The sequence below is a fragment of the Methylobacterium sp. ap11 genome (genome assembly GCF_900110515.1).
Lineage (GTDB): Bacteria > Pseudomonadota > Alphaproteobacteria > Rhizobiales > Beijerinckiaceae > Methylobacterium > Methylobacterium ajmalii.
In genome coordinates, this window is the sequence record NZ_FOEB01000008.1 from 59,711 (window position 1) to 73,040 (window position 13,330).

The following is a 13,330-nucleotide window of genomic DNA, read 5'->3' on the forward strand; positions in this document are numbered from 1 at the left end:
CCTACACCAGCCCCCGCAACCCCTCCCGATACGTCGGGTAGGCCAGCTCTACTCCCAGCTCCTCCCGGATCAGGCGGTTTTGCACCCGCTTGTTCTCGCCGTAGAAGCTGCGCGCCATCGGGCTCAGGGACGCGGTGTCGAAATCGACCGCCGGCGGCAGCGGCAGCCCGGCGAGCTCCGCCGCGAAGGCGGTGACGTCCTGGGGCGGGGCCGGCTCGTCGTCGGTGACGTTGTAGACCGCGCCCGGGCGCGGCCGGTCGAGGGAGGCGGCGAGCGTGGTGGCGATGTCGTCGACGTGGATGCGGTTGAACACCTGGCCGGGCTTGACGATGCGCTGCGCCTTCCCCTGGCGCAGCTTCTCGAAGGCATTGCGGCCCGGCCCGTAGATGCCCGACAGCCGGAAGACCTGCACCGCCTTGCCGGTCCGCGCGCCGAGCGCCAGCCAGGCTTCTTCCGCCGCCACCCGGTCGCGGGTGCGCTGGTGGGTGGGGGTGGGCGGCGTCGCCTCGTCGATCCAAGCCCCGCCCTGGTCGCCGTAGACCCCGATCGTCGAGAGGTAGCCGATCCAGCGCGCCGGCCCGGCCGCGATGGCGTCCGCGAAGGCGTGCAGCGCCGGGTCGTGGCCGGAATCCGGCGGGATCGACACCAGGATCGCGTCGGCCCGCGCGAGGTCGTCGGCGATCCGCGGATCCGCCTCCCCGGGCGAGAGGACCCGCAGCGTCACCCCGTCGATCGCGGCGGGCGCCTGGCGGGTCGCGGTGACGGAGGCGAAGCGGGCGCGCTCGCGCGCGACGAAATGGCCGGCGGTGTAGCCGAGCCCGAAGACGAACAGGTTCATGCGGCCCAAAGCCTCGCCCGAGGGAACGTGCCGTCTTATGCAGGGCGCCGCCCGGCCCCCGCCAGTGGGCGCGCCCTGCGAACCCCTCGGTTTTTTGCCGCCGCCCATTCGGCGAGGACGTCGGGATCCCGCTCGTCCTGCGGTGGACCATCGGGCAGGCGGCCGAGGCGGGCGAGCGCCCACACCGCCATGCCGCGCACCAGCGGCGAGGCGTCGCCGAGGAGCCGCAGGGCCTCCCCGGCGAGGTCCGAATCACCTGAATTGCCCACCGCGATCAGCACGTTGCGCAGGAAGCGATCGCGCCCTGTCCGCTTGATCGGCGTGCCGGCGAACCGCTGGCGGAAGCTCGCCTCGTCGAGCCGGGCCAGTTCGGCGAGGGGAGGGGCGGCGAGGTCCGCGCGGGCCGTAAGCCGTGCCTCCCGGGCCGCGGCCGCGAACTTGTTCCACGGGCAGACCGCCAGGCAATCGTCGCAGCCGAAGACCCGGTTGCCCATCGGCTCCCGGAACTCCGCCGGGATCGGCCCCTCGTGCTCGATCGTCAGGTAGGCGAGGCAGCGCCGGGCATCGAGCCGGTAGGGAGCCGGAAAGGCGTTCGTCGGGCAGGCGTCGAGGCAGCGCCGGCAGCTCCCGCAGCGGTCGGGCTCGGATGCGTCCACGGCGAGGTCGGCCGTGGTGTAGATCGCCCCGAGCAAGAGCCAGTTGCCGAACGTCCGCGACACCAGCACGCTGTGCTTGCCCTGCCAGCCGAGGCCGGCGGCTTCGGCGAGCGGCTTCTCCATCACCGGCGCGGTGTCGACGAAGACCTTGACCTTGGCCCCCGCCTTGGCGGCGAAGGCGCCGCCCAGCTCCTTGAGCTTGCCCTTGATCACGTCGTGGTAGTCGCGCCGCCGGGCGTAGGTGGCGATCGACCCGCGTGCCGGATCGGCCAGGGCCGCCAGCGGGTCGCCCTCCGGCCCGGCATTCATTCCCAGCATCACGATGCTGCGGACCGCCGGCCACAGCCGCGCCGGCTCGGCCCGCTCGGCCGTGCGCTCCTCCATCCAGGCCATCTCGCCGTGGTAACCGGCGGCGAGCCAGGCGGAGAGCCGCTCCGGCAGGGCCGGCACCGCGTCGGGCCGGGTCACCGCGAGTGTGTCGAAGCCGAGGATCCGGGCGCGGGTCTCGAGGAAAAGCCGAAGCTTGTCCGGGGTCGGGGCCGCCGTCAGAAGTCGAGATCCGCGTAATGGTCGGCCGGCGCCATCCCGGCCACCCGATCGGCCAGCAGGCTGCGGAAGGACGGGCGCGACTTCACCCGCGCGTACCAGTGGCGTGCCATCTCGTCCTCGTCCCACGGCACGTCGCCGAGATAGTCGACGCAGGACAGGTGCGCGGCCGCCGCCAGGTCGGCATAGGTCAGATGGCTGCCCGCCAGCCAGTTCCGCCGCGAGATCAGGTAGCCGATGTATTTCAGGTGGTAGCGCACGTTGCTGCGCGCCGCCCGGATCGCGTTCATGTCGGGCGGACCGCCGCCGTGCTGCGAGGTCATGAAGCGCTTGTGGATCTTCTCGGTGACGAGGTAGCCGGTCACCTCCTGGTCGAACTTCTGCAGGAACCAGTCGAGCAGGCGCCGCACCTCGACCCGGGCGGCCGGCGCCTCCGGCAGCAGCCGGATGCCGCTGAGCCCGAGGCCCCGGGTCTCGTCGAGATACTCGGCGATGACGCTGCCGCCGGGTACGGCGAGGCCGCCTTCCTCCACCAGCACCGGCGTGGTGCCGGCGGGGTTGAGCATCAGGAAGTCGTCCCGGCGCTCCCAGGGGCGCTCTTCGACGAGCTGGGGCTCCATGCCCATCTCGGCCATCACCAGGCGCACGAAGCGGGAATGCGGGCAGAACGAGGAGTGATGGAGCGTCGCCATGCGGGGCCGTTTCGCGCTTCGTCTGTTGGCTGGCCTTGAAGGTCGGCTCGCGGTGGGTCGTGCGGTGGGTCGCGTCTGTGTCAGGCTTGGCCCGCGCGTGATTAACGCCCGGTCACCACCATGGCTATGTCTTTCGGCATCCTTAACACGGTGATGCGAGGCTGGTAACCGAGCCTCAACCGTACCGGTGCGAGGCTTCGTCCCGTAGCCGGGACCATCGATCGGGGTCGCGGAACGGAGCCATGCGGCCGGAGCGGTCCGGTCCCCCGTGCCGGTCGGCCTCCCACCACAGACTTGCCACAGAGGTCTTGCCACACGGACCGGCAGGCGGGGCACGGCGCCGGCCCGACCAGGGCGACCCCAGTTCTTCCCCCCCATCCCCGCCGGGCGCGGTCGCGACCGCCCGCGGCGCGACCACGAGAGCAGGCGACGATGACGACGGTGACAGGGTGGAAGGCGGGCCGGCCCGCGTACGGCACGACCACGGACCGGGGAGCGCGGTGATGGACGTCGCCAGCATCGGCAAGGCCGTGGTGCTCGCCCTCGTGGAGGGCGCCACCGAGTTCATCCCGGTGTCCTCGACCGGCCACCAGCTCCTCGTCGGCCACTTCATCGGCTTCGAATCGCCCAACAACACCTTCGAGGTGCTGATCCAGCTCGGCGCCATCCTGGCGATCGTCGGGGTCTATTTCCGCCAGCTCCTCGACCTGCTGCGCCGCGCCCCCCGCGACCCGAGCGCCCGCCGGTTCATCCTGGCGATCCTGATCGCGTTCCTGCCCGCCGCGATCATCGGCGGCCTGTTCTCGAAGTACATCAAGTTCTACCTGTTCAACCCCTGGATCATCTGCTCGACGCTCGTCGCCGGCGGCCTCGTGCTGCTCGTCATCGACGAGACCGAGATCGAGCAGAAATACGACGACGTGCACCAGTACTCGCTGCCGATGGCACTCAAGATCGGCTTCTTCCAGTGCCTGGCGATGATCCCCGGCGTGTCGCGCTCCGGCGCCACCATCGTCGGGGCGATGCTGATGGGCTCGGGCAAGCGCGCCGCCACCGAGTTCTCGTTCTACCTTGCCATGCCCACCATGGCGGGCGCCTTCGCCAAGGACCTCCTCGACAACTACAAGAACCTCTCGAAGGACGATGTCGGGCTGATCGCCATCGGTTTCGTGGTGGCGTTCCTGTCGGCCCTGTTCGTGGTCCGCAAGCTCCTCGACTACGTCTCGCGGCACGGCTTCGCGCTGTTCGCCTGGTGGCGCATCCTGGTCGGTGCCGCGGGCTTCGCCGGGCTGATCATCTTCGGGTGACGCTTCGGCGGAGGCGCCCCGCGCCTCCGCCGAACGCGACGGACCTCGACCCACGCCCCGCGAGGGACCTCGACCCACGCCCCGCGAGGGACCTCGACCAATGGCGTGTGGCGCGGCTATGTGCTGGCGTTAGGGAGAGATCCGCGCCACGAGGACCCGCGACATGGACGATACGACGCTCGCCGCCGCCTTTCCGGCCGCCACCGAGGCGCAGTGGCGTGCCCTGGTCGACGGGGTGCTGAAAGGCGCCGATTTCGAGAAGCGGCTGGTGCGCCGCACCCCGGACGGCATCAAGGTCGCCCCGCTCTATCCGCCGGCCGAGGCCGCCCCCCAGCCGGGCCGCGCCGAGCCCGGCCGCTGGCGCGTCAGCCAGCGGGTCGACCATCCCGATCCGGCCGAGGCCAACGCCCTGGCGCTCACCGACCTCGACGGCGGTGCCGACGCCCTGACCCTGGTGATGGCGGGAAGCCCGGCCGCCCGCGGCTTCGGCCTTCCCGGCCCGCAGGCCCTGGACGCCGCACTCTCCGGCGTGATGCTGCCGCTGATCGGCCTGCGCCTCGATGCCGGCGCCATGGGGCCGGACGCCGCGAGGGCTCTCCTCGCCCTCGCCACAAGCCGGGGCGACGACCTCACCGCCCTCGACATCGACCTCGGCCTCGATCCCGTGGCGATCGAGGCCGCGACCGGCGCCGCGCCGTCCTGGCCGGCCCTGCCCGAGATCCTGCGCGACCTCGACGCCGCGGGATTTGCCGGCCGCGCCTTCCTGGCCGATGCCCGCCCGTTCCACGAGGCCGGGGCCGGCGAGGCGCTGGAACTCGCCGCGCTGCTCTCCGGCGCGCTCGCGACCCTGCGGGCGCTGGAGGCCGGCGGCATTCCGCTCGAGCGGGCGCGTGAAGCCCTGGCCTTCCTGCTGGTCGCCGATTCCGACGAGTTCCTGACGGTCGCCAAGACCCGGGCCCTGCGCCGGCTCTGGGTCCGGGTGGAGGAGGCCTGCGGGCTCGCGCCCGCGCCGATCCGGCTCCACGCCGAGACCGCCTGGCGCAGCACCACCCGGCGCGACCCGTGGGTCAACCTGCTGCGGGCGACCACCGCCGCCTTCTCGGCCGGCCTCGGCGGGGCCGACGCGATCACGGTCCTGCCCTTCACGGCGGCGCTCGGCCTGCCCGATGCCTTCGCCCGCCGCTGCGCGCGCAACACCCAGCACGTCCTCCTCGACGAGGCCAACCTCTGGCGCGTCGCCGATCCGGCCGCCGGCGCCGGCGGGTTCGAGGCCCTGACGGAGGCTCTCTGCACCGAGGCCTGGGCGCAGTTCCAGGCGATCGAGCGGGACGGCGGGATCGCCGCGAGCCTGCGCTCCGGCGCCCTGGCGACCCGCCTCGCGGGCCTGCGCAAGACCCGCGACGCCGACCTCGCCACCCGCCGCCAGCCGATCACCGGCACGAGCGAGTTCCCGGACCTGCACGAGGCGCCGGTGGCGGTGCTGGCCCCGGCCCCGGCGGCCGAGCCCGTGCCGGAGGGGGCGCTGCCCTCGCGGCGCCTCGCCGAGCCCTACGAGGCCCTGCGCGATGCCTCCGACGCGGCGCTCGCCCGGACCGGCCGGCGCCCGCGGGTCTTCCTCGCCAATCTCGGGCCGTTGAGCGCCTTCAACACCCGCGCCACCTTCGCCCGCAACGCCTTCGAGGCCGGCGGCATCGAGGCGGTGACGAACGAGGGCTTTGCGGATCACGCCGCCATGGCGGAGGCCTTCCGGCAATCCGGCACGCGCGTCGCCTGCCTGTGCTCGTCGGACGCGGTCTATGCCGAGCAGGCGGTCGCCGCCGCCGAGGCGCTGCGGGCGGCGGGCGCCGCGACCCTCTATCTCGCCGGCAAGCCGGGCGAGTTGGAGGCGGCCTTGCAGGCGGCGGGCGTCGCCCACGACCTCTATGCCGGCTGCGATCTGGTGAAGCTCCTCGCCCAGGCGCAGGAAGCGGCCTGAGCATCGTGCCCCGGGCCGGTGCCGCCGGCCCCGGGGTGCCCTATCTCATGAGCGTGACCGAGATCCTGTTCTACCACATGCAGCGCCAGCCCCTGGAGGCGGTGCTGCCGAGCCTCCTGGAGAAATCCCTGGAGCGGCAATGGCGCGTCGCCATCCAGGCGACGAGCGAGGAGCGGCTGCAGGCCCTCGACGACCACCTCTGGATTTTTTCGGAGGAGAGCTTCCTGCCCCACGGCACAGACCGCGACCCCGACTGCGCGACGCAGCCGGTGGTGCTGACCCTGCGCGACGCCAACCCCAACGCCGCCTCGATCCGCTTCCTGGTCGAGGGCGCATCCCTGCCCGACGACGCGGCCGAGTACCAGCGCATCTGCATCCTGTTCGACGGCACCGACCAGGACGCCCTGCTGCGCGCCCGCGAGCAGTGGCGCACCGCCAAGGAGGCCGGCCATGCCGTCGCCTACTGGCAGCAGGACGAGGGCGGCCGCTGGCAGAAGAAGGCCTGACCGGGCCCGCCCGACACAGAAGGCGCCGGCCGTCCGGCCCCGCCTCCCGAGGAGACGTCATGACCCGCATCACGACCCGGATCCTCGCGCTGGCGGCGGCCCTGTGCCTCGGGCCCGCTCCGGCCGTGCTGGCGCAGCAGGCCCGCCAGGAGAATCGGCAAGAGACTCGGCAGGAGGCGCGCCAGCCCGAGGGGCGGCGCCTGCCGCCGGATGCCACGACCCAGCACAGCCTCGCCCTGGCGGGCGGCCGTAACTTGAGCTTCACCGCGACCGCCGGCAGCCTGCCGCTGGTCGACGAAGCGGGCAAGCTCCAGGCCGAGATCGCCGTCACGGCCTTCACCCTCGCCGGCAAGGATGCGGGGACGCGGCCCGTGACCTTCGCGATCAATGGCGGGCCGGGGGCGTCCTCGGCCTATCTCAACCTCGCGGCGGTCGGACCCTGGCGCCTGCCCCTCGACGGCACCAGCATCAGTCCCTCGATGGCGCCGGTGCCGGTCCCCAACGACGAGACCTGGCTCGACTTCACCGACCTCGTCTTCATCGACCCCGTCGGCACCGGCTACAGCCGCGCGACGGGCGACGACGCGAAGCGCTATTACGGGGTCGAGAGCGACGCCGCCGTCCTGTCGGCGGTGATCGCCCGCTGGCTGCGCACCAACGACCGGCTCGCCTCGCCGAAATTCTTCCTCGGCGAGAGCTATGGCGGCTTTCGCGGGCCCCTGATCGCCCGCAAGCTCCAGGACGATGTCGGGGTCGGGCTGTCGGGCCTGGTCCTGCTCTCGCCGGTCCTCGATTTCGGCTACCTCCAGCCGCCGCGGCACAACCCGCTCGGCGCCGTGACGCGGCTGCCGTCGCTGGCCGCCGCCGGGCTCGAGCGGCGCGGCGAGACGCCCGGTCCCGCGCGGATGCAGGAGATCGAGGCCTACGCCACCGGTCCCTACCTCGCCGACCTCCTGCGCGGGCCCGCCGATGCCGCCGCCCTCGACCGCCTGACCGAGCGCGTCGCGGGCCTGACCGGGCTCGACCCGGCGCTCGTGCGCCGCCAGGCCGGCCGGGTCTCGGGAGCGAGCTACCAGCGCGAGGCCGATCGCGACGCGGGCCGGGTGGCGAGCGCCTACGATACCGGCGTGAGCGGATGGGACCCGGATCCGAGCGCGGCCTTCGGCCGGTTCCAGGATCCGATCCTCACCGCCATGCAGGCGCCGCTCACCAGCGCGACGATCGACCTCACCGCCCGCACCCTGAACTGGCGGGTGCCGAACCTGCGCTACGAGCTCCTGAGCAACGCGGTCAACGGCGCCTGGAACTGGGGCGGCGGCCGCGCGGCCCCGGAGGTGGTCGGCGAGCTGCGCCAGGCGCTCGCCCTCGACGGCAACCTGCGGGTCCTCGTCGCCCACGGCTACACCGACCTCGTCACGCCGTACTTCGCCTCGAAGCTGATCCTCGACCAGATCCCCTCCTACGGGCCGACGCCGCGCCTCTCGCTGGCGGTCTATCCCGGCGGGCACATGTTCTATTTCCGCCAGGCGTCGCGGGCGGCCTTGCGCGGGGACGCCATCCGCCTCTACGAGACGGCCCTGGCCGCACGGGGAAGCGGCCCGAGGACGGACGAGGCGCGATGACCGGCCAGACGACGACGCGGCGCATGGTGGCGGTCCTGATGGGTGTCGGCACGCTGGCGCTCGCCGGCTGCGGCGGCAGCACCGACCGGGCCGCCCCGCCGCCGGTGGTCGCCGCCCCCAAGCCCACGCCGCCGGCCCCGTCCTGGGGCCCGGTCCTGGCGCAGGACGGCAGCTGCACCGGCTCCGTGCCCGCGACCGCCACCGAGATCGCTCCCGGCATCCCCGAATGCGAGCTGGTGCGGCTCAAGGGCCGCCCGCCGACCGACGTGCTGGTCGGCGAGAGCGGGCGGGGCCAGCGCGAGGTCCAGGTGCTCTACACCGAGCCCGGCGCCAAGGAGCTGTACTTCTTCGTCAACAACCGGCTCGACCGGATCGTGAAGTAGCGCGACGGCACTCGACTTGCACCGCGCCGCCAGGGGCGGCGGCGCCTCCCCGAGATCGGCCGAGCGAGACCCGCGAGAGGGACCACGGGCATCATGCGTGAACCGAATGCGGTCGATTTCTGGCGCGGCATCGCGCTGATCACGATCTTCATCAACCACATCCCGGGCAACGTCTTCCAGAACTATACCTATTCCCAGTACGGGATCTCGGACGCCGCCGAGCTGTTCGTGTTCCTGGCCGGCTGGTCGATCGGCATCGCCACCCGCGGGCGCGACGGCACGCCCGAGCCGGCGCTGCGCACGGTGCTGCGGCTGCTGTCGCGTATGGTCGAGGTCTACCGCGCCCAGCTCGTCATCACCGCGCTGGCGCTGGCGATGCTGGCGGGCGCCGCCCTCTACCTCGACAACCCGCTGCTGGTGGAGTGGCACAATGCCGGGCCGATCTTCAGCGACCCGATCCAGGCCACGGTCGGCTGGGTGACGCTGCTGCACCAGCTCGGCTTCTTCAACATCCTGCCGCTCTACGTCGTGCTGCTCGGCCTCGCCCCGGCCTTCGTGCTGCTGGCGCGGGTGCATCTCGGGCTGTCGGTCGGGATCTCGGTGCTGCTCTACGCGGTCAGCCTGGTGTTCGAGATCAACATCCCGAGCTGGCCGATGGAGGGGCACTGGTTCTTCAACCCGTTCTGCTGGCAGCTGCTGCTGGTCCTGGGCTTTGCCGCCCACGAGTGGCGGCGCGGCGCGGGCCGGTTCCTGGCTTGGCGCCGTCGCCTGATGCCGCTCGGGATCGTCATCGTGATCGTCGGCGCGGTCCTGTCCTGGTTCAATCTGCGGCCCGATCCGCTGGCGGTGCCCGAGCCGCGCCTGCTCTTCATCTTCGACAAGTCCTACCTGTCGCCGGCCCGGCTGGTGCACTTCCTGGGCGTGCTGCTGGCCTTCCAGACGGTGTTCGGACTGGTCCAGCCCCGGGCGCGATGGCTCACCGAGCAGCTTGCCGGCCTCGGGCGCAACTCGCTCGCGGTCTTCTCCGTCGGCTCGGTGGCGAGCCTCGGTGCACAACTGATTCGGTTCTGGACGGGGGGAGGTTTCGCGACCGACGTCTTTGTCGTAGGGTGTGGCTTGGCTTCTCTCTCCTTCACGGCATGGTTCGTCGAATGGCGCTCTCGCTCTCCCCGTCCCTCCTCGGCGGCGTGAGCGTCGCGTTGCTCGCAAGCCTCGGCTTCGCCGTGCAGGCGCAATCGACGACGCCGCCGGCAGCACAGGTCCAGCCCGCGCCGTCGCAGCCCGCCCTGGCGGAGATTCCGGCGCTCCAGGCCACCGCGCCGAGCCTGGAGGCGCCCGATCCGAGCCTGTCGCCCGAGTGCCGGGTGCCGGGCTCGAAGCTCTACACCCTGGCCAAGCTCAAGGCGGTCAAGAAGGCCCTGCGCGAGCATCGCGCCGTCCAGGTTCTGACGATCGGCTCCAGTTCCGGCGGTCTCGGCACCGCCGCGACCTACCCGGTGCGGCTCGAGGACGCCCTGACCCGCTCGCTCCCCGACATCGAGGTGACGGTCGAGAGCCGTGGCGTCTCCGGCGAGATCGCCTTCGGGGCGGCGGAGCGGCTGCGCAACCAGGTGGCGGAGATCGAGCCCGACCTCGTGGTCTGGCAGGTCGGTGGCAACGACGCGCTCGCCCGCGTCGACATCGAGGACTTCTCGCAATCGCTCGCCGAGACCGTGGCCTGGATCAAGTCGCACGGCATCGACGTGGTGCTGGTCGATCCCCAATACACCGCCAGCCTCGCCAAGGACGACTATTACCGCCAGTTCGTGCTGGCGATCCAGAAGGTCGCCGAGCGCGAGCAGGTGCCCCTGGTGCAGCGCTACGAGGCGATGCGCTACCTCGCCACCCGGGCGATCAGCGCGCTGAAGGGCAATGCGTCGCAATCCGGCGCGGGCTTTCGCCTCGCCGATCTCGGCTATCGCTGCATGGCCGAGCACGTCACCCGGGCGATCACGGTGTCGCTGCTCCAGCCTGACATCGCCGGCCCGGCCCTACCGCCCCCGGCGCACTGACGGGGTCGTCCCGCCGTTCCGTCGTTACGGCTTGGGCGGCAACTCGCGCAGAATGTTGTTCACCACGTCCTCGACCGCCTCTCGGCCGGTCTCGTGTGCCTTGAGGCGGCTCTCCAGCCGGCGAAGCTGCGGCGTGAATTCCGCCGGCAGGACCGGATCCCCGAGGTAGTCCGGCTTGTCGGCCTCGGCGTTGTAGGCCGAGCGAAGCTCCTTCCCGAGGTGCTCGCGCACCGGCTCCGGCAGGGCGGCGTCGTGGTTCTCGTGCAGATCGGGGGGCATGGGCGTCCGCGTCGGTCAAGGTTTCGTGGTAGCGGATGCAGTCGATCCGCGCCTTCCTCGGGAAGAACGACGTTCGACGTGGTTTCGTTGCAGTCTTTGACGCAACACAGCGAAGGAAATCGTGCCGCCGAAACGCAGGAAGCCCCGACCAAGAGGCCGGGGCTTCCCGAAGGTCCGTGTCGCGCCGCCGTTGGGCGGCGCGGCAGGCGATCGATCAGTCGATCACCTGCACGATGCGGCGGGTGCCCGGATCGACCAGCACGACGCGGTCGTTGACCACGGTGTAGCGGCGGCCGCGGATGCCGTACTCGGACGGGACCTCGTAGTAGCTCACGCCCGAGGAGGGCAGCACGCCGCCGACGGCCACGTCGCCGTCCCAGTCGTAGGAGCGGTGCTGGCGCACGGCGTAGGAGCGGAAGCGGGGGCGCTCGTCGACGCCGAGCAGGCCGCCGACCGCACCGGTCGCGGCGCCGACGGCACCACCGACGATCGCGCCGACCGGACCGGCCGCAGCGGCACCGTCCTCGGCGCCGCGCTGCGCGCCCGGCAGCAGGCCCTGGGCCTGGGCGGCCATCGGCAGAGTGAGGGCGAGGGCGGCGGCGGCCAGAAGGGTCTTCTTCATCGGATCGGTCTCCGTTTCGTCCAGTCCACCCCGGTCGAGCGGGGCGGCTCTCGGGGGATGTAACGTCGCTGTTGGCGAAACGGTTCAATCGATGCGGCGGGTTTTGTCGCACCGACCCCGATGACCGACACCCGAACCCGGTGGGAGTACTCTACCCGCGAAGGAAGCCGGGTCAGGCGTCCTTCGGCATCGCCGACTGGATCAGGCGATCGGTGCCGAGATCTTCCTCGTCGTAGCCCAGAAGCTCCGCCAGGCGGCCGCGGGCGCGGCTGACGCGGCTCTTCACCGTGCCGACCTTGCACCCCATGATCGTCGCCGCCTCCTCGTAGGAGACGCCCTCGGCGCCGACGAGGACCAGGGCCTCGCGCTGGTCCGGCGGCAGCTTGGCGAGCGCGCTCTGCAGGTCCTCGACGTCGAGCCGGTCGCCCTGGTGCGGCGCGGTGGCGAGCCGGGCGGCGTACGAACCGTCCTGGTCCTCGACCTCGCGCACGCGCTTGCGGTGGTCGGAGTAGAAGATGTTGCGCAGGATCGTGAACAGCCAGGCGTTCAGGTTGGTGCCGGCCTGGAACCGGGCCCGGTGCTGCCAGCCCTTCAACAGCGTGTCCTGCACCAGGTCGTCGGCCCGGGCCGGGTTGCTGGTGAGCGAGAGCGCGAAGGCGCGCAACGACGGCACCGCCTGCAGCAGCCCGTCGCGGAATTCCGGCAAGACGATCTCGCCCTGCGCCTTCAGCACCGCCTCCAGGCGCGCGATCAGGTCGGCGAAGCGGTTGTCCGGGTCGGCGTCGCCCAGGGCCTCGTAGGTCGCCCGGAGCTGGCTGCCGAGATGCGACCGGATGGTGGCCGAGAGGCCGGGACGGTCCTCCCCTGAGGGGATCGGGGCCGACGGATTCGGGGCTATGTCTCGCGTCATGGCTCTCGCGTCTGCCTGCCTAGGGGAAGATGGGCCCGGGGGCCGCGACCGGAAAGGGGCAACCTTAGCGAGAAACGGGCCGGGACCGATAGACCGCCCGGCCGGAGCGGCTCAGCCGCCGATGCCGGCCCCCGCTTCGTCACCGTCCGGCACGCCGAGACGGAAGGCCAGGACCTCGCCGGGGGCGAGGTCGGTCCAGCGTTCGTCCCGGGTCAGCGGTCGCGTCGCCACCACGGTCACGATGTCGTCTGGCGTGGTCTCCTGCGCGAAGTCCACCCGCCAATCCTCGTCGATCAGCGTCGCGGTGCCGAACGGCGCCCGCCGGGTCAGCGTGCACAAGCGCTTGCCGCAATGGGCGTAGAGGGTGCGGCTGTCGGAGAGCAGCATGTTGAACACCCCGAGCCCGTGCAGCTCGGCGCAGAGTTCCCGCACCGCCCCGTCGAGGCGTGTGGGTTTCGGCAGGCTGGCCCAGCGCTCCTCGAGCCTGCCCAGCATCCAGCAGAAGGCGTGCTCGCTGTCGGTGGTGCCGACGGGCTTGAAGCGGCCGAGCGTCAACCGCTTCACGCCCTTGAGCTGGCCGTTATGCGCGAAGGTGAAGGTGCGGCCCCACAATTCGCGGCTGAAGGGATGCGTGTTCTCCAGCGTCACCCGGCCGCGGTTGGCCCGGCGCACATGCGCGATCACGATCCGGCTCTTGATCGGGTATTGCCGCAACAGCCGGGCGATCTCCGAGCGCGCGCTCGGCTCCGGATCGTGGAAGCTGCGGCTGCCGCGGCCTTCGTAGAACGAGATGCCCCAGCCGTCCTGATGCGGGCCCGTCTCGCCGCCGCGGCGCGCCAGGCCCGCGAAGCTGAAACGGATGTCGGTCGGGACGTTGGCGCTCATGCCGAGCAATTCGCACATGCGACCGATATAGCGCTGCGGTGGTGAGCGGGGAGTGAAC

General features: G+C 71.9%; 14 protein-coding genes. 7 read left to right on the forward strand and 7 right to left on the reverse strand.

The features are described 5' to 3' along the window. Position 1 precedes the first annotated feature (1 nt). The 3 genes from BMX97_RS13680 to BMX97_RS32850 are packed head-to-tail and all read right to left on the reverse strand — an operon-like array spanning position 2 to position 2,732. A complete protein-coding gene (locus BMX97_RS13680) occupies positions 2–838 on the reverse strand; it encodes an SDR family oxidoreductase (RefSeq protein WP_091750857.1) in 837 nt (278 codons plus the stop codon). A gap of 35 nt (positions 839–873) precedes the next feature. After that, complete coding sequence (gene queG, locus BMX97_RS13685; protein ID WP_280142799.1) at positions 874–1,986, reverse strand: tRNA epoxyqueuosine(34) reductase QueG; 1,113 nt, start codon at positions 1,984–1,986, stop codon at positions 874–876. Positions 1,987–2,039: 53 nt separating this feature from the next. After that, entirely contained in the window at positions 2,040–2,732 is a 693-nt protein-coding gene (locus tag BMX97_RS32850; RefSeq protein ID WP_091750860.1) for a glutathione S-transferase family protein, read from the reverse strand. Positions 2,733–3,235: 503 nt separating this feature from the next. On the opposite strand from BMX97_RS32850, the gene BMX97_RS13695 reads away from it, so the two are divergent. The 7 genes from BMX97_RS13695 (at position 3,236) to BMX97_RS13725 (ending at position 10,576) form a co-directional block, all read left to right on the forward strand. Next, positions 3,236–4,039, forward strand: a complete 804-nt coding sequence (locus BMX97_RS13695; protein WP_060846401.1) for an undecaprenyl-diphosphate phosphatase — start codon at positions 3,236–3,238, stop codon at positions 4,037–4,039. A 163-nt stretch (positions 4,040–4,202) separates the two neighbouring features. Further along, positions 4,203–6,014: a methylmalonyl-CoA mutase family protein gene (locus BMX97_RS13700; RefSeq protein ID WP_091750863.1), complete on the forward strand. Its 1,812-nt coding sequence runs from the start codon at positions 4,203–4,205 to the stop codon at positions 6,012–6,014. Positions 6,015–6,067: 53 nt separating this feature from the next. Next, positions 6,068–6,520: a DNA polymerase III subunit chi gene (locus BMX97_RS13705; protein WP_091751405.1), complete on the forward strand. Its 453-nt coding sequence runs from the start codon at positions 6,068–6,070 to the stop codon at positions 6,518–6,520. Positions 6,521–6,579: 59 nt separating this feature from the next. Then, on the forward strand, positions 6,580–8,142 hold the full coding sequence (locus BMX97_RS13710) for a S10 family peptidase (protein ID WP_091750866.1): 1,563 nt from the start codon (positions 6,580–6,582) through the stop codon (positions 8,140–8,142). 26 nt (positions 8,143–8,168) lie between these two features. Then, a complete protein-coding gene (locus BMX97_RS13715; protein ID WP_091751408.1) occupies positions 8,169–8,525 on the forward strand; it encodes a hypothetical protein in 357 nt (118 codons plus the stop codon). Positions 8,526–8,618: 93 nt separating this feature from the next. Further along, positions 8,619–9,716 (forward strand): OpgC family protein, encoded by a 1,098-nt coding sequence (locus BMX97_RS13720; RefSeq protein WP_091750870.1) that lies wholly within the window; start codon positions 8,619–8,621, stop codon positions 9,714–9,716. Then, positions 9,677–10,576 carry an SGNH/GDSL hydrolase family protein gene (locus BMX97_RS13725; RefSeq protein WP_060846396.1) on the forward strand — a complete coding sequence of 300 codons (900 nt, stop codon included), beginning with the start codon at positions 9,677–9,679 and terminating at the stop codon, positions 10,574–10,576. The genes BMX97_RS13720 and BMX97_RS13725 overlap by 40 nt, the downstream gene beginning before the upstream one ends. A gap of 24 nt (positions 10,577–10,600) precedes the next feature. Here BMX97_RS13725 and BMX97_RS13730 read toward each other — a convergent pair whose 3' ends face one another. From BMX97_RS13730 to BMX97_RS13745, 4 genes are all read right to left on the reverse strand, one after another. Continuing rightward, positions 10,601–10,855, reverse strand: a complete 255-nt coding sequence (locus tag BMX97_RS13730; protein WP_091750873.1) for a hypothetical protein — start codon at positions 10,853–10,855, stop codon at positions 10,601–10,603. Positions 10,856–11,069: 214 nt separating this feature from the next. Continuing rightward, positions 11,070–11,477: a DUF1236 domain-containing protein gene (locus BMX97_RS13735; protein WP_048428427.1), complete on the reverse strand. Its 408-nt coding sequence runs from the start codon at positions 11,475–11,477 to the stop codon at positions 11,070–11,072. A gap of 172 nt (positions 11,478–11,649) precedes the next feature. Then, positions 11,650–12,387, reverse strand: coding sequence for a sigma-70 family RNA polymerase sigma factor (locus BMX97_RS13740; RefSeq protein ID WP_091750876.1), 738 nt, complete (start codon positions 12,385–12,387; stop codon positions 11,650–11,652). 111 nt (positions 12,388–12,498) lie between these two features. Continuing rightward, on the reverse strand, positions 12,499–13,290 hold the full coding sequence (locus BMX97_RS13745; RefSeq protein WP_091750879.1) for a class II glutamine amidotransferase: 792 nt from the start codon (positions 13,288–13,290) through the stop codon (positions 12,499–12,501). Between the last annotated feature and the right edge of the window lie 40 nt (positions 13,291–13,330).